28 protein-coding genes, 1 other RNA gene and 2 pseudogenes are annotated in these 23329 nt (G+C 62.8%); 16 read left to right on the top strand and 15 right to left on the bottom strand.

Annotated elements, in window-relative coordinates; all coding sequences use genetic code 11:
* Positions 1-146: 146 nt before the first annotated feature.
* The 11 genes from QQL79_RS18680 to tkt form a co-directional block, all read right to left on the bottom strand.
* Positions 147-1229, bottom strand: a complete 1083-nt coding sequence (locus QQL79_RS18680; RefSeq protein WP_284393435.1) for a tetratricopeptide repeat protein — start codon at positions 1227-1229, stop codon at positions 147-149.
* Positions 1226-1822: a thiamine phosphate synthase gene (locus QQL79_RS18675; protein WP_284393434.1), complete on the bottom strand. Its 597-nt coding sequence runs from the start codon at positions 1820-1822 to the stop codon at positions 1226-1228. Before QQL79_RS18675 ends, QQL79_RS18680 begins: the two co-directional genes overlap by 4 nt.
* Positions 1823-2003: 181 nt before the next feature.
* The gene (locus QQL79_RS18670; RefSeq protein WP_284393433.1) at positions 2004-3032 is read right to left on the bottom strand and encodes a class I fructose-bisphosphate aldolase; all 1029 of its coding nucleotides are present in this window, start codon (positions 3030-3032) and stop codon (positions 2004-2006) included.
* 123 nt (positions 3033-3155) lie between these two features.
* Entirely contained in the window at positions 3156-3440 is a 285-nt protein-coding gene (locus QQL79_RS18665) for a type II toxin-antitoxin system RelE/ParE family toxin (protein ID WP_284393432.1), read from the bottom strand.
* Complete coding sequence (locus QQL79_RS18660; protein WP_284393431.1) at positions 3437-3739, bottom strand: type II toxin-antitoxin system RelB/DinJ family antitoxin; 303 nt, start codon at positions 3737-3739, stop codon at positions 3437-3439. Before QQL79_RS18660 ends, QQL79_RS18665 begins: the two co-directional genes overlap by 4 nt.
* A 51-nt stretch (positions 3740-3790) precedes the next feature.
* The gene (locus QQL79_RS18655) at positions 3791-4300 is read right to left on the bottom strand and encodes a GNAT family N-acetyltransferase (RefSeq protein WP_284393430.1); all 510 of its coding nucleotides are present in this window, start codon (positions 4298-4300) and stop codon (positions 3791-3793) included.
* A gap of 5 nt (positions 4301-4305) precedes the next feature.
* Complete coding sequence (locus tag QQL79_RS18650; protein WP_284393429.1) at positions 4306-5508, bottom strand: phosphoglycerate kinase; 1203 nt, start codon at positions 5506-5508, stop codon at positions 4306-4308.
* Between the two features lie 83 nt (positions 5509-5591).
* Complete coding sequence (locus QQL79_RS18645) at positions 5592-5882, bottom strand: hypothetical protein (protein WP_284393428.1); 291 nt, start codon at positions 5880-5882, stop codon at positions 5592-5594.
* 68 nt (positions 5883-5950) lie between these two features.
* Complete coding sequence (locus QQL79_RS18640; protein ID WP_284393427.1) at positions 5951-6487, bottom strand: putative glycolipid-binding domain-containing protein; 537 nt, start codon at positions 6485-6487, stop codon at positions 5951-5953.
* Between the two features lie 102 nt (positions 6488-6589).
* The gene (gene gap, locus QQL79_RS18635; RefSeq protein WP_284393426.1) at positions 6590-7597 is read right to left on the bottom strand and encodes a type I glyceraldehyde-3-phosphate dehydrogenase; all 1008 of its coding nucleotides are present in this window, start codon (positions 7595-7597) and stop codon (positions 6590-6592) included.
* A gap of 47 nt (positions 7598-7644) precedes the next feature.
* The gene (gene tkt / locus QQL79_RS18630; protein ID WP_284393425.1) at positions 7645-9618 is read right to left on the bottom strand and encodes a transketolase; all 1974 of its coding nucleotides are present in this window, start codon (positions 9616-9618) and stop codon (positions 7645-7647) included.
* Positions 9619-9823: 205 nt separating this feature from the next.
* Between tkt and QQL79_RS18625 the strand changes: the two genes are divergently transcribed.
* Together QQL79_RS18625 and QQL79_RS18620 are read left to right on the top strand one after the other, a co-directional pair.
* The gene (locus QQL79_RS18625; RefSeq protein ID WP_284393424.1) at positions 9824-10111 is read left to right on the top strand and encodes a DUF4164 family protein; all 288 of its coding nucleotides are present in this window, start codon (positions 9824-9826) and stop codon (positions 10109-10111) included.
* 4 nt (positions 10112-10115) lie between these two features.
* The gene (locus QQL79_RS18620) at positions 10116-10493 is read left to right on the top strand and encodes a cell division protein ZapA (RefSeq protein WP_284393423.1); all 378 of its coding nucleotides are present in this window, start codon (positions 10116-10118) and stop codon (positions 10491-10493) included.
* Between the two features lie 12 nt (positions 10494-10505).
* On the opposite strand, the gene QQL79_RS18615 is transcribed toward QQL79_RS18620, so the two are convergent.
* Both QQL79_RS18615 and QQL79_RS18610 read right to left on the bottom strand, forming a co-directional pair.
* Complete coding sequence (locus tag QQL79_RS18615; RefSeq protein WP_284393422.1) at positions 10506-11414, bottom strand: lytic transglycosylase domain-containing protein; 909 nt, start codon at positions 11412-11414, stop codon at positions 10506-10508.
* A 10-nt stretch (positions 11415-11424) separates the two neighbouring features.
* Complete coding sequence (locus QQL79_RS18610; RefSeq protein ID WP_284393421.1) at positions 11425-13053, bottom strand: Na+/H+ antiporter; 1629 nt, start codon at positions 13051-13053, stop codon at positions 11425-11427.
* A 129-nt stretch (positions 13054-13182) separates the two neighbouring features.
* On the opposite strand from QQL79_RS18610, the gene QQL79_RS18605 reads away from it, so the two are divergent.
* The 6 genes and pseudogenes from QQL79_RS18605 to QQL79_RS18580 all read left to right on the top strand — a co-directional run bounded on the left by QQL79_RS18605 (position 13183) and on the right by QQL79_RS18580 (position 16166).
* Positions 13183-13440 (top strand): type II toxin-antitoxin system ParD family antitoxin, encoded by a 258-nt coding sequence (locus QQL79_RS18605; RefSeq protein ID WP_284393420.1) that lies wholly within the window; start codon positions 13183-13185, stop codon positions 13438-13440.
* An 82-nt stretch (positions 13441-13522) separates the two neighbouring features.
* A pseudogene (locus QQL79_RS18600) lies at positions 13523-13729 on the top strand (type II toxin-antitoxin system RelE/ParE family toxin); the annotation flags it as partial.
* A 38-nt stretch (positions 13730-13767) separates the two neighbouring features.
* Positions 13768-13924: non-coding RNA, 6S RNA (gene ssrS, locus QQL79_RS18595), on the top strand.
* 21 nt (positions 13925-13945) lie between these two features.
* Positions 13946-14530 (top strand): 5-formyltetrahydrofolate cyclo-ligase, encoded by a 585-nt coding sequence (locus tag QQL79_RS18590; RefSeq protein ID WP_284393418.1) that lies wholly within the window; start codon positions 13946-13948, stop codon positions 14528-14530.
* The gene (locus QQL79_RS18585) at positions 14527-15345 is read left to right on the top strand and encodes a TIGR00282 family metallophosphoesterase (protein WP_284393416.1); all 819 of its coding nucleotides are present in this window, start codon (positions 14527-14529) and stop codon (positions 15343-15345) included. The genes QQL79_RS18590 and QQL79_RS18585 overlap by 4 nt, the downstream gene beginning before the upstream one ends.
* Positions 15346-15419: 74 nt before the next feature.
* Positions 15420-16166, top strand: a complete 747-nt coding sequence (locus QQL79_RS18580; RefSeq protein ID WP_284393414.1) for a YebC/PmpR family DNA-binding transcriptional regulator — start codon at positions 15420-15422, stop codon at positions 16164-16166.
* A gap of 45 nt (positions 16167-16211) precedes the next feature.
* On the opposite strand, the gene QQL79_RS18575 is transcribed toward QQL79_RS18580, so the two are convergent.
* Both QQL79_RS18575 and QQL79_RS18570 read right to left on the bottom strand, forming a co-directional pair.
* Entirely contained in the window at positions 16212-16994 is a 783-nt protein-coding gene (locus QQL79_RS18575) for a GGDEF domain-containing protein (RefSeq protein ID WP_284393413.1), read from the bottom strand.
* A gap of 74 nt (positions 16995-17068) precedes the next feature.
* The gene (locus QQL79_RS18570; protein ID WP_284393409.1) at positions 17069-17824 is read right to left on the bottom strand and encodes a GGDEF domain-containing protein; all 756 of its coding nucleotides are present in this window, start codon (positions 17822-17824) and stop codon (positions 17069-17071) included.
* Between the two features lie 166 nt (positions 17825-17990).
* On the opposite strand from QQL79_RS18570, the gene ruvC reads away from it, so the two are divergent.
* The 8 genes and pseudogenes from ruvC to QQL79_RS18530 form a co-directional block, all read left to right on the top strand.
* Positions 17991-18497, top strand: a complete 507-nt coding sequence (gene ruvC, locus QQL79_RS18565; RefSeq protein ID WP_284393407.1) for a crossover junction endodeoxyribonuclease RuvC — start codon at positions 17991-17993, stop codon at positions 18495-18497.
* Positions 18494-19111 carry a Holliday junction branch migration protein RuvA gene (gene ruvA / locus QQL79_RS18560; RefSeq protein WP_284393406.1) on the top strand — a complete coding sequence of 206 codons (618 nt, stop codon included), beginning with the start codon at positions 18494-18496 and terminating at the stop codon, positions 19109-19111. Before ruvC ends, ruvA begins: the two co-directional genes overlap by 4 nt.
* Complete coding sequence (gene ruvB / locus QQL79_RS18555; RefSeq protein WP_284393405.1) at positions 19108-20145, top strand: Holliday junction branch migration DNA helicase RuvB; 1038 nt, start codon at positions 19108-19110, stop codon at positions 20143-20145. The genes ruvA and ruvB overlap by 4 nt, the downstream gene beginning before the upstream one ends.
* Positions 20146-20176: 31 nt before the next feature.
* The gene (locus QQL79_RS18550; protein ID WP_284393404.1) at positions 20177-20995 is read left to right on the top strand and encodes a metallophosphoesterase; all 819 of its coding nucleotides are present in this window, start codon (positions 20177-20179) and stop codon (positions 20993-20995) included.
* The gene (gene ybgC, locus QQL79_RS18545) at positions 20992-21390 is read left to right on the top strand and encodes a tol-pal system-associated acyl-CoA thioesterase (RefSeq protein WP_284393403.1); all 399 of its coding nucleotides are present in this window, start codon (positions 20992-20994) and stop codon (positions 21388-21390) included. The genes QQL79_RS18550 and ybgC overlap by 4 nt, the downstream gene beginning before the upstream one ends.
* Before the next feature lie 334 nt (positions 21391-21724).
* Positions 21725-22426, top strand: a complete 702-nt coding sequence (gene tolQ / locus QQL79_RS18540; RefSeq protein ID WP_284393969.1) for a protein TolQ — start codon at positions 21725-21727, stop codon at positions 22424-22426.
* Between the two features lies 1 nt (position 22427).
* The gene (gene tolR / locus QQL79_RS18535; RefSeq protein WP_284393402.1) at positions 22428-22880 is read left to right on the top strand and encodes a protein TolR; all 453 of its coding nucleotides are present in this window, start codon (positions 22428-22430) and stop codon (positions 22878-22880) included.
* Between the two features lie 9 nt (positions 22881-22889).
* A pseudogene (locus QQL79_RS18530) lies at positions 22890-23329 on the top strand (hypothetical protein); the annotation flags it as partial.

The following is a 23329-nucleotide window of genomic DNA, read 5'->3' as shown; positions in this document are numbered from 1 at the left end:
CAACCTCATCCTGGGCTTGCCGGAAGGACAGGGCCGGGCGGTGTTGTGCCCTTGCGGTCCGCGACATGCTCGACATGAGGCCGGATAACGGCCTGCAGCGCTTCATTCGTGTGTGGCGGGCTTATTGCCCCAGAATGCCCAAAGGTTCAAGGGTCTTGCGGTGGCGTCACCTGATCGGCGGGCGCGACCGGCGCTTCTCCGGCATCGGTGGGCGCTGGCAAGACGGGTTCGCTGGGCGCCGGTGGCGGCGTGGTGGTGGGAATGGTAGCGATGGTCTCGGCCGTCGGTGGCGTTGTCGGCCAGAAGCGCGCGCGCTCCTCCGCCTTGGCCAATTCATCGGCCGGTATGGACACCAGCAGCCGGTCGAGCGATGGATCGGAAAGCCCCTGGCGCCGTGCCAGAGCACGCCACATGGCAGCGTCCTCAAGACTTAGCGGCAGGCCTTCACCAACCGCCAGCAGCTTGGCGTAACGGTTCTGTGCCACGGCATTCCCCGCGTCGGCGGCCCGCCCATACCAGCTCGCCGCTTCTTCGATATTCTGTTCGACGCCCTGGCCGAGATAGAGCAGGGTCGCATAATCGATCTGGGCGGCGATGAGGTCCTGTTCGGCGGCGAGCTTGATATATTTGGCGCCTTCGACGTCATTGGGCGCGAGCCCCGCGCCTTCGATCAGCATTGTGCCATAGTCATATTGCGCCTCGGGCAATTCGGCGTCGGCGGCCTCTTTCATCAGGCTGGCGGCCTCGGTGAGGCTGGGGGAGGCGTAGATGCCCTCAACATGGAGCAGGGCCATGTTGTATTTGGCCGGGATATAGCCGCCCTCGGCCGCCTTTTTGAACAGGTCGGCGGCACGGGCGCGGTTTTTGGGAACCCCGATCCCGTCCTGGTAGTAGAGAGCCAGCTCGAACATGGCGAGCACACCGCCATTGTTGACGGCCAGCTGGTACCAGCTGGCGGCGCGCTCATCGTTCTGGGCCACGCCCAGGCCCTTGGCATAGATCTCGGCGATCAGCGTCTGGGCGGGGGCATCACCCTTCTCGGCACGCGGCAGCGCATATTCGAGGGCGGTCAGGAAATAGCCGCGCTGGAAAGCGCCGAAGGCGTAGTCGACATTGGCACGAGGCCCGAAGATTTCGGAGCTGATGGTTTCGGCCGCTTCCTCCTGCGCCAGGGCAGGTAACGGGGCAAGAGCCAGCAGCAGGGCAATGGCAGGGAGCAGCCGGATCATGCAGTTTCCTCGAACGAAGCGGCGATCGCGGCAAGGGCCGCGGCCGGAGAAGGGGCAGACCAGATGCTGGTCGAAAGGGCGAGGAATTCGGCGCCATGATGCTCGCCGCTGGTGGCGGCCGGATCGCTGAACGTGGCCGGTATTTCGAAGGTCTCGGCCCACCATTGCGCCAGATCGGCGGCCGCGGCGCTGGCCGGGCCATCGAGCGGCCCAAAGAACACATAGTCGACGCCGAGCTCGCCCATGGTCATGGCGTCGTGCCGGCTATGCAGGTCGCCAGCGCCGACAATGGCGGCGGGCTTGAGCGCCGTGATGGCGGCCTGCACATCCTTGCTGCCGGTGGTCACATGCACGCCGTCGGCGCCAATCTTCTTGGCGAGCGCCACATCGTTTTCCACCAGCACGGCGCAGCCGGCGCCCTGGCCGATATTGACGATCTTCTGAGCGAGTGCCGCATAGGCCGCATCGTCCTGCCCGCCACGGCGTACCAATAACGCGGCAACTTCGGCGGCGCTCAATGTGGCCATCAGGAGAGCGGGAAAGCTTTCCGGATCGGCGGCAGCGGGGGTGATGAGATAAAGCTGAGGGGCCATGGGCTTCCGGATACTCGACGCGCGTGCTCACTAAACCGCCATTTTGGCGACAAAAGGGACGGCTCTTGCAATAGGCGAAGTGGCATGGCTCGCGCAAAGGAAATGCGCGCCCCGGGAGGGAGGCGCGCATTGGAGGCGTAAGATCGCTACGCCGCAGGGAGCTCTATAGGACAGCCCGTTGTTAGGCTGCGCGGTCCAGTTCACCGGTCCAGGTGCCCAGGGCGGCCAGGGAATTCATATGGGCGCGATGGGTGAAGGCGGCTTGTGCCTGGGGGAAATTCTCGCGACGGCCGGCCCAGGTCCGCAGTGCCACATTCTGCAATGCGCGGCCGTAGGAGAAGGTCAGCGGCCAGGGTTTCCCGCCAATCTGGTTCATCGCGGAAAGGTGGGCTGTGGCTTCTTCATCGGTCTGGCCGCCGGAGAGGAAGGCGATGCCCGGCACGGCAGCCGGAACATGTTCGCGCAGCACCTCGACAGTGCGCTTGGCGACGTCCTGCACCGAAGGGCGTTCGCGCGAATTGATGCCCGGCAGCACCATATTGGGCTTGAGCAGCATGCCGGAAAGATCAACGCCGGCCAGGCGCAGCTCTTTGAAGACGTTTTCCAGCACTTCGCCCGTCACCGTGGCGCAACGCTCCATTGAATGATTGCCCGGTTCGCCATCGCCAACGACTTCGGGCTCGACTACCGGCACGATGCCGGCCTCCTGGCAGAGAATGGCATAGCGGGCCAGCGAATGGGCATTGGCGCGGATATTGTTACGGGTGGGAGCGATATCGTTGATGGTGATGACGGCGCGCCACTTGGCAAAGCCGGCGCCGAGGCCGGCATAACGGGCCAGGCGTTGGCGCAGGCCATCGAGACCCTCGGTGATCTTTTCGCCGCTGTCACCGGGCATGGGGAAGGCGCCGCGATCAACCTTGATGCCGGGAATGACATCGGCATCGGCCAGAATGGCGCGGAAGGCCGTGCCATCGGCGGCTGATTGCTCGAGGGTTTCCTCGGTCAGGATCACGCCGGAAATGTAATTGGTCATCGCGCCGGTCGAGCGGAACAGCATTTCGCGATAGTCGCGGCGCAGATCGAGCGAATTGGGCAGGTTGATCTTGGCGAAGCGCTTGGCAATGGTGCCTTCGGACTCGTCGGCGGCCAGGATGCCCTTGCCGGGCTCCATCAATTTCTGGGCGATGGCATTCAGCGACTTCGTCATGGATAAGCCTCGGAGGGTGAATTTCGAGGCAGATTAGACTTTCGTTTTCCGCAGTTCGATTAGACCTAGGGTTATAAGACGAAAGGTGTATCTTGTATGGTAGATTAACTCACCAATGGCGGATTAGTCCGGCTCCGGCCAGACGCGGGCGGTATGCATGATCCGAAGCACCCAGACATGGTCGGACTGCACCCGATAGACGAACATGTAGCTGCTTCCGGCAATCGAAAGCTCGCGCGTTCCCGGCACACGCCCCACTCGTCCCAGGCCAGGAAGCTGCCTTAGTTGATCAGCGCGTTCCTGAAACCGCTCGTCAAGCTGCAACGCGGCAGCCGGATTGCTGACTTCGACATAGGCATAAATGAGTTCGCGGTCCCGCCTAGCAGCCTTCGTCCACCGCAGCTTCATTTCGTGCTGAGCGCACGCAGCGTTGCCGCTCGTTTCTCAGCGAAAAATGCTTCTACTTCTTCTGAGGAATACCCTGGATGCGGGTCATCCAGGGCTTCCTGCACTTTCGCGCGGAACCATTTGTCATAAGCGTCGGGGTCGGTGGTGAGGCCCGCCGGTAGTGCGCCTTCATTGGCAACACGCGTCAGCAGAATCCGCACCGCATCGGAGACGGTCAAACCCATAGTGTCGAGAACTGCCGTTGCACGATCCTTGATGTCGGCATCAATGCGAGTCTGGATGAGTGCGTTCGCCGCCATGAGAAAGCTCCTTTGCGGACAATGTAATGCATCTGCATTACATTGTCGAGGTTACCAATAGCGAAACACGAGACACGCATCGCCGTTTGGCGTTGCGGCCGCTTTGTCCAATTGGCCACCTAGCCGCTGGGCGAGTTTGATCGAGGGAGCATTGTCGGGGTCGATATAGGAGACCAGGCTCGTTGCGCGGAGCGTGTCGCGCGCCCAGTCCCGAGCGGCAGTCGCTGCCTCGAAGGCAAAGCCCTTGCCTTCAAAGCCATCGAACAGCACCCAGCCGATTTCGATCTCGGGATATTCGGGAGGCTGGCATATGGCAACTTCGCCAATGCATTGGCCGGTGGCTGAAATATCGATAGCCCAGCCGCCCATGCCAAGAATGGGCCAATGGCCCGCTGAGTTCATGAAGTCGCGCCAAACCTCAGCCCTGGACCTGTAACCGCCGACAAAGCGCGAGCGATCCGTCGTATAGAGTTCAACCAGCAAGTCGAAGTCGCTGCGTCTTTGCGGGCGCAGCGTGAGGCGTTCGGTGGTCAGGATTGGTGCGACCGTAAACTGCTGCAATGACTTTATTTCTTCAGTGCTTCGACGCCGGGCAGAGGCTTGCCTTCCATCCATTCGAGGAAGGCGCCGCCGGCCGTGGAAACATAGGTGAAAGCGTCCTTGACGCCCGCATGGGCGAGGGCCGACACGGTGTCGCCGCCGCCGGCGACCGAGATCAGCTTGCCGGCATGGGTGCGCTCGGCGGCATATTTGGCAATGGCGACGGTGCCGGCATCGAAGGGGTTCATTTCGAAAGCGCCCATCGGGCCGTTCCAGACCACGGTATGGGCTTCATCGATCGCGCCCTTGATGCGCTCGACCGAGGAAGGGCCGATATCGAGGATCATGCCATCGGGATCGATGGCGTCGACGCCATAGAGGCGGGAAGGCGCATCGGCCTTGAAGTGCCAGGCGACGACGGCGTCGATGGGCAGGATGATGGCGCAGCTGGCCTTGTCGGCCTTGTCCATGATGCGCAAGGCGGTTTCCGCCAGGTCCTTTTCGGCCAGTGACTTGCCGACGCCATGGCCCTGGGCATGCAGGAAAGTATTGGCCATGCCGCCGCCGATGACCAGGCCGTCGACCTTGGTGACGAGGTTTTCGAGCAGGTCGATCTTGGAGGAGACCTTGGCGCCGCCGACCACGGCGATAACCGGCTTTTTGGGCTTGCCCAGGCCCGCTTCGAGCGCTTCGAGTTCGGCCTGCATGGCGAGGCCCGCCGCAGCCGGCAGCAGGTGCGCCAGCGCTTCGGTCGAAGCATGGGCGCGGTGGGCGGCCGAGAAGGCGTCGTTGACATAGACGTCGCCGAGGCTGGCCATGCGCTGGGCCAGTTCGACATCATTGGCTTCCTCGCCGGGGTGGAAGCGGGTGTTTTCCAGCACCAGGACGGCGCCGGCGGGCGCCTCGTCGATCGCCTTTTTGGCGGCGCTCACATCGGTCCAGTCGGTGGCGACAAAGCCCACGGGATGGCCGGTTTCGTCGGCAATGGCCGAGCAAACCTGTTCCAGGGAGAATTCGGGATCAACCTTCCCCTTGGGCCGGCCGAAATGGCTGAGCAGGATGGCCTTGCCGTCATGCTTGACGATTTCGCGGATGGTGGGCACCAGCCGCTCGATGCGGGTTGCGTCAGTGACCTTGCCATCGGCGACCGGAACGTTGAGGTCGGCCCGCAGCAATACGCGCTTGTTGGTCAGGTCGAGTTCGTCGAGGGTCTTGAAGGTTGCGGTCACAGTCGGGCCTCCGGGCAAGTATCAGCCGTGGCGTAGCAGAGCGGGCGAGGAGGGGGAAGCCGGGACGGCAAAAATCTGCGGCGTCAGGCGCCGCCGACCATGCCGCGCAGCAGGGTTCCGAGGAAGAAAAGGGGCAGACCGGCCAGCGTCAGAAACAGCAGCCAGCCCAGATCGTCGACCAAGACGTGACGGGCAAAGCCATCGCTGGGCCATGCCGCGAGACCGACACGGCGGCGGATGATGCGGTCCCGGATCAGCACGAAGCCGGCCGTCAGCGCCGGCGGCACCGCCAGCACGGCCGGTTGTCCGGCAAAGCCGATCAAGACCGAGGCGACCGGCAGGCCCGCAAAAATGTGCCGCATAATCTGGAACATGGCTGGTGCCCCCAACGACATGAACGAGGCCGATTCTGGGCTGATTTGATGACTTTGCAATGACGGCGCTAGGAGGCCAGCGCAAACAGGCCCGGATAGTCGACGACGAGGCCGTCACCATCGACCTCGAGGATACGCTCAAAGCCATTGGCGCCCTGGAAACGGAAATGGCCGGTATCGAGCTGGGTATAGATCTGCTCGTTGCGCTGCACCGTCATCTCGTCCCCGTCGATCCAGGCCATGGCGAAGCGCTGCGGGGTACCGATGGTCCATTGGCTGCGCCAGATGGGCAGCGAATTGGTCAGCGGGGTGGGCCAGATATCGATGTCGATACAGCCAGCCAGATTGGGCAGCGGCTCGGCCCGGTCGTCCGACCAATTGCCCGCGCCATCGGAAAACAGTTCAAGCAAAGTCCCATCGGTGCGCTCGAGCCTGGCGGTGCGGACCCGCTCGGTATCGTCGAGCTTGATCCGGTAGAAGAGGCCGTAGGTGGGCGTGACAATGGTGCCGCGAATGCGGGTGTCGCGTGGTGTCGAGATGACGTGGCAATGCTCGAGGGTCACCGGGTCGAGCCCGCGCCACCGGATGGATCGATCTAGGCTCATGGGCGCCTCAGTTCTGGGACACCATCATTGCCGCGCGAAGAGAGAAAAGCAAAGACCCCGCCGTGGATCACGACGGGGTCTTTGCTATCATGCGGGCAAAATCTAGAGCGTCTTGCCGAGCGCCACGGCGGTGTCGGCCATGCGGTTGGAGAAGCCCCATTCATTGTCGTACCAGGAGAGGACGGTAACGAAATTGCCGTCCATCACCTTGGTCTGGTCGAAAGCCACGGTCGAAGAATGGCTGTCGCCATTGAAATCGATCGAGACATTGGGGTGGAGGGTATAGCCCAGGATGCCCTTGAGCGCGCCTTCGGCATAGCCCTTGACGATCTGGTTGATCTCGTCGGCCGTGGTCGAGCGCTTGGCGATGAACTTGAAGTCCACCAGCGACACATTGGGGGTCGGCACGCGGATCGAGACGCCGTCCAGCTTGCCCTTGAGCTCGGGCAGCACCAGGCCAATGGCCTTGGCGGCGCCGGTCGAGGTGGGGATCTGGCTCAGCGCCGCGGCGCGGCCGCGATAGAGATCCTTGTGCATGGTGTCGAGGGTCGGCTGGTCACCGGTATAGGAATGGATGGTGGTCATCATTCCCTTTTCGATGCCGACGGTCTCGTTCAGCACATAGGCGAGGGGAGCCAGGCAATTGGTGGTGCAGGAGGCGTTGGAGACGATGATGTGCTCCTTGGCCAGCTTCTGGTGGTTGATACCATAGACCACGGTGAGATCGGCGCCTTCGCCGGGAGCCGAGATCAGCACCTTCTTGGCGCCGGCCTTGAGGTGGGCCGAGGCCTTTTCCTTGGAGGTGAAGATGCCGGTGCATTCGAGCGCAATATCGACGCCCATGGCGGCATGCGGCAGCTCTTCGGGATTGCGGACGGCGGTCACCTTGATCGGGCCGCGGCCGACATCGATCGTGTCGCCATCCACCTTCACTTCGCCGGGAAAGCGGCCATGGACGCTATCGAAGCGGAACAGATGGGCATTGGTTTCAACCGGGCCGAGATCGTTGATCGCAACGACTTCGATATCGGTGCGGCCGGATTCGATGATGGCGCGCAGAACATTGCGGCCGATACGGCCAAAACCATTGATGGCGACGCGAACTGCCATAGGAGGCTCCTCAAAGGTGGGAGGTGGGAAAGGGAGGCGCGGCTCTCTTACAACTGTGCGGTGACGGCTTCAACAACGGCTTTGGCCGTAAGACCAAAGTGATCATAGAGCGCGTCGATCGGGCCGGAGGCGCCGAAGGAGTGCATACCGACAAAGCGGCCCTTGTCGCCCAGCAGCTTGCTCCAGCTCATTTCTATGCCGGCTTCGACAGCGACCCGGACCTTGGCATTGCCATAGAGCTCTGCCTTGTAGGCATCGGATTGCTTGGCCAGCAATTCCATCGAAGGCACCGACACGACCTTGGCGGCAATGCCCTGCTCGGCCAGTTGCTTCTGGCCTTCCACGGCGATGGCCACTTCCGAGCCGGTGGCGAAGATCACGACGTCAGCTTGTCTGTCGCCAGCGATGACATAGGCGCCCTTGGCCGACAGGTTTTCGGCCTGGTATTCGGTGCGCAGGGCCGGCAGGTTCTGACGCGACAGGGCCAGGATCGACGGCGAATGGGTCGCTTCCAGTGCCAGCTGCCAGCATTCGAGCGCTTCCACGGCATCGGCCGGGCGGAAGACCAGGAGGTTCGGAATGGCGCGCAGGGCAGTCAGGTGTTCCACCGGCTGGTGGGTCGGACCGTCTTCGCCCAAGCCGATCGAGTCATGGGTCATGACATAGATCGAGCGTACCTCCATCAGTGCGGCCAGGCGGATCGAGGGGCGGGCATAGTCGGTAAAGACCATGAAGGTGCCGCCATAGGGAATGAGCCCGCCATGGAGCGCAATGCCGTTCATGGCGGCCGCCATTTCATGCTCGCGGATGCCATACATCATGTAGCGGCCAAGGTAATTATCGGCCTGGAAGGGCACCATTTCCTTGGTATTGGTCAGGTTCGAGTGGGTCAGGTCGGCCGAGCCGCCCTGGGTCTCGGGCAGCACGGCGTTGATCACGTCCAGCGCCATCTGGCTCGACTTGCGGGTCGCCACCTTGGGCTTGTCTTCGACGAGCTTTTTCTTGAAGGCGTCGATGGCGGGCTTGAACGCGGCGGGCAGGTCGCCCTTCATGCGGCGTTCGAACTCGGCCTTATTGGGATGGGCGGCGAGGCGGGACTGCCATTCACCGCGAATATTCTGGCTGCGGGTGCCGGCAGCGCGCCAGGTGGCGAGAATTTCGGCCGGGATTTCGAACGCCGGATAGGTGATGCCGAGCGCGGCCTTGGCGCCGGCCAGTTCCTCGGCGCCGAGCGGGGCGCCATGCACCTTTTCGGTGCCGGCCTTTTTGGGCGCGCCAAAGCCAATGGTGGTCTTGGCGGCGATCAGGGTCGGCTTGTCGGATTTTTTGGCGGCAAGCAGGGCCTTTTCGATGGCGTCCTGGTCGTGGCCGTCGATCTCGATCGTGTTCCACTGCACCGCCTTGAAGCGGGCGATCTGGTCGGTGCTGTCGGAATTGGACACAGCGCCGTCGATGGTGATCGAGTTATTGTCCCAGATGACCGTCAGCTTGTTGAGCTTGAGGTGACCGGCCAGGGCAATGGCTTCCTGGGAAATGCCTTCCATAAGGCATCCGTCACCGGCCAGGACCCAAGTGTGATGATCGACAATGTCGGAACCGAATTCGGCGGCGAGCTTGGCCTCGGCAACGGCAAAGCCGACCGAATTGGCGAGGCCCTGGCCGAGCGGGCCGGTGGTGGTTTCGATGCCGGTGGCGTGGCCATATTCGGGATGGCCGGCGGTCTTGGAGCCGAGCTGGCGGAAGTTCTTGACCTGGTCGATGGTCATGTCCTCGTAGCCGAGCAGGTAGAGGCTGGAATAGAGCAGCATCGAACCATGGCCGGCCGAGAGGATGAAGCGGTCGCGGTCAGCCCACTTGCTGTCGGCGGGATCGAACTTCATGACCTTGGTAAACAGCACAGTGGCGATATCGGCGCAGCCCATGGGCAGGCCGGGATGGCCGGAATTGGCTTTTTCGACGGCGTCCATGGACAGGGACCGGATCGCATTGGCCAAATCGTTCTGCTGGGCTGTATTCGTCATCGCGGCTTCCGCTCTCTTGAATTGCTCTAAAACTGGGGAGAAGAGGCGTCGGGCGCCTCCTCCCAAAAGGCGGTTCGAGGCATAACAGGTTAGGATTGCCTGTCAATGACGGCCGATTTGCTCCTTTGGCGGAGTGGTTGCATTGACGGCATGGCTGGGGCAGGATTCGTCAGGGGCCCGATGAGCCGGAAAGGCATTGACGGCGATGAGCGACAACGAACTTGAAGACGGGCTGATGGCCGCCACCGCGCGGTTCGACCGGGCCATGGCGCGACTGGATCAAAGCGTCAAAAATCTCGGTACACGGATGCGCCAGCATAATCGCATTGAGGTCGATACCCAGCGCCTGGTGCAGGAGCGGGCGCGGCTGGCGACCGAACTCGACAAGGCCTCTGCACGGGCCAAGCGGCTCGATGACAGCGCCCATGATGTGTCGCGCCGGCTGGTCGAGGCGATGGAAACGGTCCGGCACGTGCTGGCCAAGGCGGAGTAGACCGGTGCCTGAAGTCAATGTCGAAATCAATGGCCGCAAATATCGCATGGCCTGTGAAGAGGGCCAGCAAAAGCACCTGATCGGGTTGGCCGAGCGGTTCAACACGCATGTCGAAGGGCTCAAGGGTGCGGTGGGTGAAATCGGCGATAACCGCTTGACGGTGATGGCCGGCATTGCCGTGCTGGATGAGTTGGCCGAGGCCGAACGCAAGATCAAGGCGCTTGAGACCGAGGTCACCGTGCTGGCCCGGGCCGGCCAGGAAGTGGCGGCCGAATATGAGGCGCTGGAGCACAAATTCGCCGCCAAACTGGGTGAGGCCGCCCGAGCGCTGGAAGGCGCTGCCGTGGTTCTGGATGAAACCGCGCCGCTGCCGCACGGCTAGGGGCGATTGGTCCTAGTCGCCGTTCTTGCGCACCACGCAATTGCCGCCAGCCCTGAGCAGCGCGGTGCAGAGGCTTTGTGCCTCGGCGCGCGTCGGCCTTCCGACCATGGCCGAGAACCGGGTTTGATTGCCGAAATTGGGGTTGCGCGCCGTGATCAGCATCATGGGCTCGCTGCCGAGCACGTCTGGAAATCTGGCTTGTACCGCCTCGAAACGATGGGTCACGATCTGGCGCGAAGCATTCTGGAAGATCAACACGCCCCAGGGCTGCCAGCCGGCCGGTTCGGGGCCGAAATCGGGCATGGGCGTGGCGCTGGCCATGTCGACACAGGCCGCATGAAAATCGCGTTCGGGGTGGAGCGTATAGTCCACCGCTTCGCTGGGCTCGTCCAACCAGTAATCGATCGGCCGGCCGGTAATGATCGAGACAAAGGCGCGGGTTTCGCGCGGCACGCCGCGGCCGATCTGCACCACGCCCGATATGCGGTTCTCACCGGCATTATAGGCGGCCGCCGCCAGCCCCAGATTGCCATATTTGAGTTCGAGCTCGCGCAGATATTCGGCCGATTTGGCGAGGGCGGGGCTGGGGTCGAACGGATCGTCCAGGCGGCGCAGCCGGGCGGTGCCGGGCATGAACTGGGCTATGCCCTGAGCGCCGGCAGGACTGATGGCGAAGGGGTCGAAGCGGCTTTCCTGCCAGATCAGGCGGGCGAAAAACGCTTCCGGTAATTGCCAATGCCCGGCATAGGCGGAAATGGCCGTACAGACATCGGCGACATAATCGGGCTCGGTGATGCAGACGTTTTCCTCTTTGCTCAGCGTGAAGCAGGACTGGGTCGGCTCGTTGCTCTCGGGCGTGGCCGCGCGCGGCGCGATCAATCCGGACAGCAGCGCCAGAACAACCAGCCCCAATCGCCTCATCGCCGCACTCCTAACGCATCCGGCTCTGCATATTGTCGGCAACGGCCTGTTCGAGGTCCATCTGCTCGAGCATTTCGCGCACCACGCTATCGTCCAGCTCCATGGCGTCACGGGCCGCGATCAGGCGGTCGCGGCGGGCGGCAAGCATAGTCTGGCTCAGTGCCAGCATCTTGGTGCGGTCGAGGTTGTGGTCGGGGTCGGCCTGCTTCTGGTTACCCGGCAGGCGCCGGCGCATCATATCGCCCAGGCGCTGGTCGGCCTCCGAGGTATTGTCGCGCAGATAGTCGTCGACCGCGGCATTGGCTGCCGCCCGCGACAGCGTGCGGGCCAGCGTGCGCTGCTGCTGTTCGTGCTCGGCATCGTGGGGATCGGACACGTCGAGCTTTTTGATCAGCCAGGGCAGGGTGAGGCCTTGCAGCAGCAGGGTGCCGATCGTGACGAGAAAGGCCAGTGCCAGGATGGCGTCGCGCCAGGGAAATTCCGCCCCGCTCGCGGTCAGCAGGGGAATACCGGCGGCGGCCGCCAATGTCACCACGCCCCGCATGCCGTTCCAGGACAAAACCAGATTTTCCTTCCAGCTGAAGGGGCGCATCAATTCAAACCGGCGGCCGGGCGGAGCCTTGACCCGGCTGATGCGCTTTTCAATGCCGCGATGCCGCCATCGGCCCAGAATGGCGGTGCCGTAAATCCAGGCGAAGCGCACGAGAATGGTGGCGAGCAGGATGAGGGCCGCCGTACCCAACAGGGTCGGCAGCTCGAAACCGGCGCCATGGGCGTCGTCGATGACGAAGCGCAATTGCAGGCCGATATAGGCAAAGACGAAGGTTTCGAGCAGGGTGTCGATCGTGCGCCAGAACTGGCGTTCCTGCATGCGCTCGGCATAGCTCACTTCCGCCGCGTTATGGCCCAGGGAAAAGCCGGCCGCGACCACGGCGATAACGCCGGAAGCGTGGAATTCCTCGGCCAACAAATAGGCTGCGAACGGGGTCAGTACGGAAACGACGGTGGCGAGCGATGGATTGCTCAACCGGACGCGGAAGGACTGCACCGCCCAGCCCAGTGCGACCCCCACGATGATGGCGACTATGGCCGAATAGGTGAAATAGAGCGTCAGATTGTCGATGAAGGCGGGCGTGCCGGCCACGGTGGCGACGGCGGCGCCGAACAGGGTCAGCGCTGCCGCGTCATTGATAAGGCTTTCGCCCTTCAGCACCGTCATCAGTCCCGATGGCAGGCCTGCCTTGCGGCCGATGGTGATGGCAGTGACCGCATCGGGCGGTGCAATGACGGCGGCCAGCACCAGGGCGACGGGAAAGGTCATGCCGGGAATGGCGAAGGTGGCAATTCCGGCCACGGCAAAAGTCGTTGCCACGACCAGGAATACGCCCAGATTGACGATCGAACCGAGCCGTTTGACGAAACTGAAAAAGGAAAAATCGGCGGCCGCCGAGAACAGCATGGGCGGCAGCACGAGGCCCAGAATGATTTCCGGTTCCAGCTCCAGCCGCGGCATGCCGGGGATGAACGAGGCGGCCAGCCCCACCATGGCGACCAGCAGCGGCGGCTGGATATCGCGCCGTTCGGCAAAGACGGTAACGGCGATGGCGGCGATGATGACGATGAGGATTTGAGCAATCATGAGCGGGCCCAGCACTAGCGCTGGCGATAGTGGGGTGGCCCGCGCCGGGCGGCAAGGGGAATGCCATGCAATTGCCAGTCTTGGCAAAGTTTGCCAATGGCGTTATTTTAGAGCGAAAGGAGATCGCTCATGGCCACGATGAATGTTTCGCTGCCCGACGCAATGAAGGAATGGGTCGAGGCCCAGGTCGAGACCGGCCGCTACGGCAATTCCAGTGATTATGTGCGTGATCTGGTCCGGCGGGATCAGGAGCGGGCCGACAAGATTGCCGAGTTCGAACGCTTGGTGCAGGAAGGTATCGATAGCGGCATCAGCCCGCTGACGGCAGAGGAAATTCTCGATGAGGCCCGCCGCAGAACTGCCCATATCAGGCCTGACGCGGCCTAATCATGGCGTTTCATTTTGCTGAGCAGGCGACCCAGGACCTTTATGTAAATACGAGAATGGCAAGCGCGAGTTCGGCGAAAGGACTGCCGAGCTTTACTACATGTTGTTTCTGGATGCTGCGGAGCTGGCCTCGCGCCATCCTTTGGCGTCACCGATCCGCGACTACCTGAGCATGGAGGTGCGGGTCCGATATTACGGGTCGCACGCAATGGTTTATCGGTTCGATGATCCGGACATCGTTATTTTGCGCGTTCTGCACCAATCGCAAGATTGGCTGGATCAAATCTAATTCCACCTTTGCACCGGCCGCGCGAAGCGCCTATATCTTGGCTGCTGCCCGGTGCGTGATGGATAACAATATCCCCGGGGCCTTATCGATTCCTAAGGGAGCTGTCCCTGACCGGACCCGTGGGTTCGGACATACGGCGCCCACCTACGTTGTAGGTTCCCGGGATCGACTATCCCACGGCCAGGGTGGCACCTAGTTTTGAGTCGAGCGGCGCCTATGGCAGACGATCACATCGAAGATGCCAAGGCCGTGTTGCGCGACAAGGCGCGTCTGGCACGGGCGTCGGTTGCCGCCGATATCCGCACCGATGCCGGCGCGATTGCCGCCAATGCCTTCTTCAATGCTGTTACCCTGGAACCGGACTGGATCGTGGCCGGCTATTGGCCGATCCGCGACGAGTTCGATTGCCGGCCGATCCTGGTGCGGCTGATGGATTCCGGCCAGCCGGTCTGCCTGCCGGTGACGGAGGGCGACCAACCCCTCATCATGCGGCTCTGGGGCGATGATGAAGCGCTTTACCCCTCCGGCTTCGGAACGCTGGCGCCGATCGAGACGGCGCCGGTGGTTGAACCCGATATCGTGCTGATTCCGCTTTTGGGCTTTGACAGCACCGGGACCCGGCTGGGATATGGCAAGGGACATTATGACAGGACCATCGTGCGCATGAAAAAGAAGCCGCAATTGATCGGGCTCGCCTTTGCCGCGCAGGAATTTCCGCTATTGCCGCGCGAAGCGCACGACATTCCGCTCGATGCGATCATTACCGAAGCCGGTATCCGCCATTTTGGCGCCAGCCAATGAAGTTCCTGTTTCTGGGAGATGTGGTCGGCCGGTCGGGCCGGGATGCGGTCGCCGAGCGCCTGCCGGGCATTATCGAGCGCTATGGCTTTGATTTTGTCGTGGTCAATGGCGAGAATGCCAGCCATGGCCGTGGTCTGACGGAACCCCATTTCAACGGCATTCGCGATGCCGGGGCCGATATCGTGACGCTGGGAGACCACGCCTTCGACCAGCGCGATACGCTGAGTTATATCGAGCGCGAGACGACATTGCTGCGGCCCATCAATATGCCGGGGGGCACGCCGGGCCGCGGAGCCATGTTCGTCGAGGGCCGCAATGGCCACCGGGTCCTGGTCATCAATGCGCTGGGCCGGGTCTTCATGGGGCCGGTGGATGATCCGTTCCGGGCGGTCGAAGCGGCGGTATCAGCCTGTCCCCTGGGCGAACAGGCCGATGCGATCATTGTCGATTTCCATACCGAGGCTACCTCGGAAATCCAGGGCATGGGCTTTTTCCTCGATGGCAAGGTCAGCCTTGTGGTGGGCACCCATACTCATATTCCCACTGCCGATCACCGCATCCTTAGAGGTGGCACGGCGCTGATGGCCGATGCCGGCATGTGTGGGGATTTCGACTCCATTATCGGGGTGGAAGCCGACGAGCCGCTCAACCGGTTCCTTACCGGCATTCCCAATGGCCGCTTCACCCCGGCCGAAGGGGAGGCGACCCTGTGCGGCATAGCGGTGGAGACCGATCCGCGCACCGGCCTCGCCCGCAAGGCGCTACCGGTGCGGATCGGCGGCGTATTGGGGCAGGCCGAACCCGACTTCGGCTAGCCACGCTTTATTTTTGGGCGGCCTGCCCCTATAAGCGGGCCAAATTCAAGTTATGACCGTTTCCGAGGTTTCGAATGGCAGGCCATTCCCACGCCAAAAACATCATGCACCGCAAAGGCAAGTCCGACGCGGTGCGCTCCAAGATCTTCTCCAAGCTGGCGCGTGAAATCACGGTTGCGGCCAAGCTGGGCATGCCCGACCCCGCCTTCAATGCCCGCCTGCGCCTGGCGGTCACCAATGCCCGCGCCCAGTCCATGCCCAAGGACAATATCGACCGCGCCATCAAGAAGGCCATCGGCAGCGATGGCGAGAACTATGATGAAATCCGCTATGAGGGCTATGGCCCGGGCGGTGTCGCCATCATCGTCGAGGCGCTGACCGACAATCGCAATCGCACTGCCTCCAATGTCCGCTCGTATTTCTCCAAGAATGGTGGCGCGATGGGGGAAACCAATTCGGTCGGCTTCATGTTCGACCGTATTGGCGAGATCACCTATCCGATCGCTGCCGGCACTGAAGACAAGGTGATGGAAGCGGCCATCGAGGCAGGCGCCGACGACGTCGAGAGCGACGAGGAAGGCCATTATATCTACACGTCCTTCGAGGCGATGGTGGAAGTTGCAGCGGCGCTGGAAAAGGTGCTGGGCGAGGCTGAATCGGTCAAGGCGATCTGGGAGCCGCAAAACAAGACGCCGATCGATGCGGAAAAGGGCAGCACCCTGATGAAGCTGATCAATACGCTCGAAGAAGATGACGACGTGCAGAATGTCTATTCGAACTTCGAAATGAGCGAAGAGGACATGGCCAAGCTCGCCAGCTGAGGCCTTCCGGTTTTGCGAAAGGGCGGTGCCGCGGCGCCGCCTTTTTCATGCGCTCTTTTTGAGATCCACCACCGGATGGTCGGTGATATGGGCAATTGTCACGCGATTGCGTCCGGTTTGCTTGGCGCCGTAAAGCCGCTGATCGGCGATATGGAATAGCTCGGAAAAGCTGGTGGGCTGGTCGAACACCGCCCCGCCTACACTGACCGAAAGCGGCCGGGACCGCCCATGGGGCAGGAAGACGGCCAGGTTGACCGAACGGCGGATACGCTCGGCAATGACCTCGGCGCTGCGCATGTCGGCGCCCGGTAGGTAAACGCCGAATTCCTCGCCGCCCATGCGCCCGACAATGTCGCCGCCGCGCAAGACGGCGCGGATCGAGCGGGCGATGATGGTCAGGGCCTCGTCGCCCGCATCATGGCCGAAGAGATCGTTGATGGCCTTGAAATTGTCGGCGTCGATCATCAGCAGGGCGCCGCTCGGCCTCTTCTGTTCCTTGGCCAATTGGGTTGCGACCTTGGCGGTGAAGGCGCCACGATTGAGACAGTCGGTCAGGCTGTCGGTCCGGGCGACCAGCCCAAGGCGCCGGTTGGTTATGGCCAGGCCCCGCAAACGCAGGCTGACATAGCCGAAAAGCGGCAATCCTAGGATGATCGGCAATATCGTGGCGCTGGCAATCGAGCGATGCAGCGCCTGCGTTCCCAGATCGTCGAAAAACAGCGCGTTGAAAGTGACTGAGACCACGATGCAGGCGAGGGTACCGAACAAGGTCGAGCGGGCAACGCCGGACCAGCTTTGCAAGGCGATCAAAGTCTTGGAAGGCAACATGAGGAACTCGCAAATGGGAGAAATCAAGCGCTGAAAATTTTTGGGGCAGTCCGGTTACATACTGGTCTCCAGGATCAGGCGGCTTGCATCATGGCGACGCGGTCCCGCCCGGTATTCTTGGCGTCGTAGAGCCGCTGGTCGGCGAGGCGGTAGAGGTCGGCAAAACGGGCTCGGCTCACATAGGCCGCGCCCCCGATGCTGACCGAAAGCGGGCAGGGCGTGTCGCCCGGAGCAAAGACAATCGCGCCGACGGCCATGCGAACCCGTTCGGCAGCCAGATCGGCCGTTTCCAGGCTCGCTTCCGCAAGGAAAATGCCGAATTCCTCGCCCCCGAGCCGCCCCACCAGGTCATGCCGGCCCACCGCGCCGCGAATGGCCTGGGCCATCAGGCGCAGGGCTTCGTCGCCATTGTGATGGCCGAAGGTGTCGTTGACGCGCTTGAAGTCGTCCGCATCCACGATCAGCAGCGCGCCGCCGTCGCCGGGCTGCTGATTGCGCCGTTCCAGATAGGTGGCGACCTTGCCGGTGAAGGCGCCGCGGTTCAGGCACCCGGTCAGCCAGTCGGTGGTCGCCATATGGGCGAGCTGCTCGTTGGCGAAGCGCAATTGCTCATGCTTGAGCACGAGGAAGAATGTCATCGGCCCGCCCAGAACGATCGGCATGATTACCGAGACCGCCAGCCCCTGCACATTCACGCCATTGGAGGACACTTCCATGATGACATTGGTCAGGATGACGGAAATGACGATTGAAACGGCGATGATCCCTCCGGTTACACGATAGACGTGAGCCCAAGCCCGCTTGGGGAGGCCCCTTCGTAATCCGGTCATCTGGTTCGTCCTTGCATTCCCGGATGTGAAGGTAGGAGGGGCTGCTGAACATGGTCTTGTCGGCTTGGGGACAATTTTATCGTTTCGCAGTTTTCCACCGGGTTCTGTTGCCTTTTTGTTCACATTCGGCTTGGTAAGTTGCCGTAGCCACACTAAGGATGTGCCTATGAATGCGAGCGTACGAATCATCGGCATCGATCCGGGCCTGCGCCGCTGTGGCTGGGGCGTGATCGAAACGCAGGGCAATCGGCTGAGCTTTGTGGCGGCAGGGACGCTGACGCCGCCAACCGATGGTGCGCTGGCCGACCGGCTTGCCGTACTCTTTGCCGGGCTTGGCGATGTGCTCGACCGGTTCAACCCGCATGAGGCGGCGGTGGAAGAGACTTTCGTCAATCAGGGCGCGCGCTCGGCGCTGATCCTTGGGCAGGCGCGGGGCGTGGCTCTGTTGACGCCGGCGGCCCGTGGCGTGCCGGTTGCCGAATATGCGGCCAATCTGGTCAAGAAATCGGTGGTGGGCACGGGCCATGCGGAAAAGGGGCAGGTGGAGCTGATGGTGCGAACCTTGATGCCGGCGGCGCAGTTCAAGGGCGCTGACGCGGCCGATGCGCTGGCGATCGCGATCTGCCATGCCCATCACCGGGTGGCCGCGCAGCGGTTGAGGGCGCTGGCATGATCGGGAAGCTCAAGGGGCTGGTCGACAGTTTCGGCGACGACTTCGCGCTGATCGATGTGGGCGGGGTGTGCTACGAAATCTTCTGCTCCAGCCGTACATTGCAGGCATTGCCCCGCGTGGGCGAAGCCTGCGTGGTGTTCATCGAGACTTTCGTGCGCGAGGACATGATCCGGCTCTACGGCTTTGCCACGGAAACCGAGAAGGCCTGGTTTCACCTGCTGATGACGGTTCAGGGCGTGGGCGCGCGTGTGGCGCTGGGGATATTGTCGGCCCTGTCGCCCGCCGAGATTTCGAGCGCCATTGCGCTGCAGGACAAGGCCATGGTCGGCCGCGCCAATGGCGTGGGGCCAAAACTTGCCGTGCGTATCGTCACCGAACTCAAGGGCAAGGTGCCGGCCGGACCGGGGATCGACGCCGGAACGCTGGGTCTGCAGGCCGCATTGGGCGAGGGACGGGCCGCGGGCAATGTGTCCGACGCGGTGTCCGCCCTGACCAATCTGGGCTATTCGAGCGCCCAGGCCTCGGCCGCCCTCGCCCGCATCGTGGCGCAAGAGGGGGACACGATATCAACCGAAAGACTGATCCGGCTGGGGCTGCGGGAGCTGAGTAGTTGACCGACCTGACTTCCCCCGCCGCCGGGCGTGACGATCCGCTTGATGTCTCCCTGCGCCCTTCCGGCTTTTCCGAATTTGTCGGGCAGGCGGCGGCGCGGGCCAATCTCGAAGTGTTTATTCAGGCGGCCAAGCAACGCGGCGCGGCGCTCGATCACGTGTTGTTCGTCGGCCCTCCGGGCCTGGGCAAGACCACGCTGGCGCAGATCATTTCGCGCGAGCTGGGGGTCGGCTTTCGCGCCACTTCGGGTCCGGTGATCGCCAAGGCAGGGGATCTGGCGGCGCTGCTGACAAATCTGGAAGAGCGCGATGTGCTGTTCATCGACGAAATCCACCGCCTCAATCCGGCCATCGAAGAAATCCTCTATCCGGCGATGGAAGACTTTCAGCTCGATCTGATCATCGGGGAGGGGCCGGCCGCCCGCTCGGTGCGGATCGATCTCGCCAAATTCACCCTGGTTGGCGCGACCACCCGCGCAGGGCTTTTGACCACACCGCTGCGCGATCGTTTCGGCATTCCCGTGCGGCTCAATTTCTATACGCCGGAAGAACTGGTGCAGATCGTGACGCGCGGCGCGCGGCTCTTGGGCATGCCGATGGCGGCCGATGGCGCCCTCGAGATCGCCCGCCGCTCGCGGGGGACGCCGCGTATTGCCGGGCGCCTGCTGCGCCGGGTCACCGATTTCGCGCTGGTCGACGGCGCTGCCCAGATCGACCGCAAGCTGGCCGACAAGGCGCTATTGCGGCTTGATGTCGATGCGCGCGGCCTTGATCAGCTCGACCGGCGCTATCTCACGACCATTGCCGATTTCTACAATGGCGGGCCGGTGGGCGTTGAAACCATCTCGGCGGCGCTAAGCGAGCCGCGTGACGCCATCGAGGAGATCGTGGAGCCCTATCTGATCCAGCAGGGCTTCATCCAGCGCACGCCGCGCGGCCGCATGCTCACCGGGCTCGCCTTCCAGCATCTGGGCAAGGTAGTGCCGCAGGGCTTTGTCGGCCTGCAGGCGAGTCTTTTCGAGGAGCCGGAGGAGTGAGCCTGGCTCTCCGGTTCGCTCACGGTGCCTCGTGACCCTGCATGTCACCCATTATGCGCCCAAGCCGCCGGCCTGGCCGCAGGACATGTCTCTGCGCATCGTGGCGCTGGCGGATCTCCACGCCTGCACGCCCTGGACGAATCCGGGGCACGTCGCTGAATTCTGCCGGCGCGCGAATGACCTCATGCCCGACATAATCCTCCTGCTCGGCGACTATGCCTCCGGCCCCCGCCTTTCGCTCGAGCTGGACCCGTCGCGTTGGGCCGCCGCGCTGGGCGCGCTATCCGCGCCGCTCGGCGTTCATGCCATTTTGGGCAATCACGACTATGACGGCTATAGCCGCGCCGATATTGCCCGCGGCCCCACCAGGGCGGAAACGGCACTCGCGGCAGTGGGCATTCCGGTCCATATCAATCGGGCAGTCCGCATCGCTCATGGCGGGCGCTATTTCTGGCTAGCGGGCCTGGGCGACCAGTTTGCCTTCTCGCCCAAGCACTCCAGGCGCTATGACCGGCTGGATGGCGTCGATGATCTCAAGGGCGCGCTGGCGCAGGTCAGCACGGACGAGCCCGTGGTGCTGATGGCCCATGAGCCCGATATTTTTCCCGAAGTTCCCGGCCATGTTGCACTCACCCTTTCGGGACACACTCATGGCGGGCAAGTGCGCCTGTTCGGCAAAACCCCGGTGGTTCCCTCGCGCTATGGCAGCCGCTACGCCTACGGCCATATCGTCGAGGAGGACCGCCATCTCATCGTTTCCTCGGGATTGGGCTTTTCCGGGTGGCCGGTGCGGCTGGGAACGAAATCGGAGATTGTAGTCGTCGACCTCGGCAAGGAAGGCGCGACATGACGCAGCATAGTTTTCCGGTCCGCATCTATTACGAAGACACCGATTTTTCGGGTAATGTCTATCACGCCGCCTATCTCAAGTTCTTCGAGCGCGGCCGGACCGAATTTCTGCGCGACGAGGGCATCCATCATTCCGAGCTGGCTGCGCAGGGCATTGCCTTTGCCGTGCGCTCGATGGAGCTCCAGTTCGATGGCGCCGCCCATATCGATGACCTGCTGACGGTAACGACCGAAGTTGCGACCATTTCGGGCGCCCGATTGACGCTGCGTCAGGCAATTTTACGTGATCAGACGGTGCTGACGCGGGCCAATGTTGTGGTCGTTGCCATCAAAACCGCCGGCGGACCGGCCCGGATGCCGCGGGAAATCCTCGCGCGCTTCGCCGCCAAGGCCTAGGACCATCCACCGTGTCATTCCCGCGAAAGCGGGAACCTCCGTTTGCTTGGAGAGCCCTAAAAACAGGGGTTCCCGCTTTCGCGGGAATGACACCGGGGGAACCTATGGCCTGGAGAATACTCAGGGGCGAGGCATTGGTGAGCCGCCGCCAAGACTCTCTTTGTTAACTACTCCTTGACCATAATTGCGGCAAAGGGACGCTGATCCCGTTTGTCGAGCCGCAAAGCCCGGCAAATGGGGCATTTCTCTTAATTTTGACAGATTTCGACGCCATCGGCTTGCGCTGTGGGTCGGGCATGTGGACCGGGCCGAAAAGGATCACTTCATGGAAGCCATGGATGCTGTGGGGGCGGTTGCCCCGCACGCTGACTTGTCCATCTGGGGACTGTTCTGGGCCGCTGACTGGATCGTCAAGGCCGTTATGCTTGGTTTGCTGGGCGCCTCGATCTGGTGCTGGGCGATCATCATCGACAAGACCATCACCTATCGTCGCACGCAGTCCGAGATGAACCGCTTCGAGCGCGTCTTCTGGTCCGGCCAGTCGCTGGAAGAGCTCTATCAGCAGCAATCTGAGAAGACGAGCGGGGGCATGGGCGCGGTTTTCGTTGCAGCCATGAAGGAGTGGAAGCGCAGCCACGAGCAGAATGCGGCGAGCTTCGTGGGCATGCAGCAGCGGCTCGACAAGGTGCTCGACGTGGCCATTGCCCGCGAGAGCGAGACGCTGGAAAAGCGCCTGGGCTTTCTGGCCACGGTCGGTTCGGCCGGTCCCTTTATCGGCCTGTTCGGCACGGTCTGGGGCATTATGAACGCCTTTACCGCCATTGCCGCCTCGTCCAATACCAATCTGGCCGTGGTGGCCGGGCCGATTGCCGAGGCGCTGTTTGCGACCGCCATTGGCCTCGTCGCGGCTATCCCGGCGGTTATCGCCTATAACAAGCTCTCGGCCGATGCCGGCAAGATGATTGGCCGGCTGGAAGGCTTTGCCGACGAGTTCTCGACCATTCTCAGCCGTCAGCTCGAAGCACGGAGCCGCTAGCATGGGTATGGGTGTCGCATCTGGCGGTGGAGGCGGAGGCGGTAGCCGCCGCCGTCGCCGTCGCAGCCGCGGGGTGATGAGTGAAATCAATATTACGCCGATGGTGGACGTGATGCTGGTGCTGCTCATCATCTTCATGGTGGCGGCGCCCATGATGACGTCGGGCGTGCCGATCGATCTGCCCAGGACCGCTGCCGCCGAGCTTTCGAGCCAGACCCAGCCGATCACCGTTGCGGTGACGCCGGAAGGCACCATCTATGTCGGCGACGACGTGGTGGCGGAGGCTGAGCTCATCAATACGGTGACCGCATTGGCTGTGAACGGCACGGAAGACCGCATCTTCCTGCGTGGCGATACCACAGCCAATTATGGCTCGGTAATGCGGGTCATGGGGCTGCTATCGGCAGCCGGGTTCACCAAGATCGGCCTTATCACCCAGCAGCAGGACCAATAGGCCCGCCCCATGCGCATCGGCCTCACCGTCTCGATTGTCGCCCATATCGCGGTTCTGACCATCGGCCTCATCAATCTGGGGCTGGCGGAGCCGTTGACGACGGTTGAGAACGCGATTGCGGTCGATCTGGTGCCGGTCAGCGATTTCAGCAATATCCGCATGGGTTCGCTCGATAGCGAAGTGGTCGATACGCAAACTCCCGCCATTGCCGAGTCCGATCAGCCGGCCGAACTGGCCCAGCCCACCGGCAATACCGAACAGGACCAGGAAACTCCGTCCGAGGCCGATAGGCCGACACCCATGCCGGTAACCAATAGCGCTCCGGCGCCCGAATCGACGCCCCCGCCGCCCGAACCGGAGCCCGAGCCCGAACCAACCCCGCCCGAACCGGCGCCGCAGCCCCAGCCTGCGCCCGAACCCGAGCCCGCGCCGACCCCGCCCACGCCGCA

It is taken from the genome of Devosia yakushimensis, assembly GCF_030159855.1.
GTDB classification, from domain to species: Bacteria; Pseudomonadota; Alphaproteobacteria; order Rhizobiales; family Devosiaceae; genus Devosia; species Devosia yakushimensis.
The sequence above is the reverse complement of the archived record's forward strand: the minus strand, read 5'-3'. Positions and strand labels throughout refer to the sequence as shown.

Excerpts from the sequence above, each read along its gene's own strand:
- QQL79_RS18680 (WP_284393435.1), bottom strand. The coding sequence starts at position 1,229 with ATGATCCGGCTGCTCCCTGCCATTGCCCTGCTGCTGGCTCTTGCCCCG.
- QQL79_RS18675 (WP_284393434.1), bottom strand. The coding sequence starts at position 1,822 with ATGGCCCCTCAGCTTTATCTCATCACCCCCGCTGCCGCCGATCCGGAA.
- QQL79_RS18670 (WP_284393433.1), bottom strand. The coding sequence starts at position 3,032 with ATGACGAAGTCGCTGAATGCCATCGCCCAGAAATTGATGGAGCCCGGC.
- QQL79_RS18665 (WP_284393432.1), bottom strand. The coding sequence starts at position 3,440 with ATGAAGCTGCGGTGGACGAAGGCTGCTAGGCGGGACCGCGAACTCATT.
- QQL79_RS18660 (WP_284393431.1), bottom strand. The coding sequence starts at position 3,739 with ATGGCGGCGAACGCACTCATCCAGACTCGCATTGATGCCGACATCAAG.
- QQL79_RS18645 (WP_284393428.1), bottom strand. The coding sequence starts at position 5,882 with ATGTTCCAGATTATGCGGCACATTTTTGCGGGCCTGCCGGTCGCCTCG.
- QQL79_RS18640 (WP_284393427.1), bottom strand. The coding sequence starts at position 6,487 with ATGAGCCTAGATCGATCCATCCGGTGGCGCGGGCTCGACCCGGTGACC.
- gap (WP_284393426.1), bottom strand. The coding sequence starts at position 7,597 with ATGGCAGTTCGCGTCGCCATCAATGGTTTTGGCCGTATCGGCCGCAAT.
- tkt (WP_284393425.1), bottom strand. The coding sequence starts at position 9,618 with ATGACGAATACAGCCCAGCAGAACGATTTGGCCAATGCGATCCGGTCC.
- QQL79_RS18625 (WP_284393424.1), top strand. The coding sequence starts at position 9,824 with ATGAGCGACAACGAACTTGAAGACGGGCTGATGGCCGCCACCGCGCGG.
- QQL79_RS18615 (WP_284393422.1), bottom strand. The coding sequence starts at position 11,414 with ATGAGGCGATTGGGGCTGGTTGTTCTGGCGCTGCTGTCCGGATTGATC.
- QQL79_RS18610 (WP_284393421.1), bottom strand. The coding sequence starts at position 13,053 with ATGATTGCTCAAATCCTCATCGTCATCATCGCCGCCATCGCCGTTACC.
- QQL79_RS18605 (WP_284393420.1), top strand. The coding sequence starts at position 13,183 with ATGGCCACGATGAATGTTTCGCTGCCCGACGCAATGAAGGAATGGGTC.
- QQL79_RS18590 (WP_284393418.1), top strand. The coding sequence starts at position 13,946 with ATGGCAGACGATCACATCGAAGATGCCAAGGCCGTGTTGCGCGACAAG.
- QQL79_RS18585 (WP_284393416.1), top strand. The coding sequence starts at position 14,527 with ATGAAGTTCCTGTTTCTGGGAGATGTGGTCGGCCGGTCGGGCCGGGAT.
- QQL79_RS18580 (WP_284393414.1), top strand. The coding sequence starts at position 15,420 with ATGGCAGGCCATTCCCACGCCAAAAACATCATGCACCGCAAAGGCAAG.
- QQL79_RS18575 (WP_284393413.1), bottom strand. The coding sequence starts at position 16,994 with ATGTTGCCTTCCAAGACTTTGATCGCCTTGCAAAGCTGGTCCGGCGTT.
- QQL79_RS18570 (WP_284393409.1), bottom strand. The coding sequence starts at position 17,824 with ATGACCGGATTACGAAGGGGCCTCCCCAAGCGGGCTTGGGCTCACGTC.
- ruvC (WP_284393407.1), top strand. The coding sequence starts at position 17,991 with ATGAATGCGAGCGTACGAATCATCGGCATCGATCCGGGCCTGCGCCGC.
- ruvA (WP_284393406.1), top strand. The coding sequence starts at position 18,494 with ATGATCGGGAAGCTCAAGGGGCTGGTCGACAGTTTCGGCGACGACTTC.
- ybgC (WP_284393403.1), top strand. The coding sequence starts at position 20,992 with ATGACGCAGCATAGTTTTCCGGTCCGCATCTATTACGAAGACACCGAT.
- tolQ (WP_284393969.1), top strand. The coding sequence starts at position 21,725 with ATGGATGCTGTGGGGGCGGTTGCCCCGCACGCTGACTTGTCCATCTGG.
- tolR (WP_284393402.1), top strand. The coding sequence starts at position 22,428 with ATGGGTATGGGTGTCGCATCTGGCGGTGGAGGCGGAGGCGGTAGCCGC.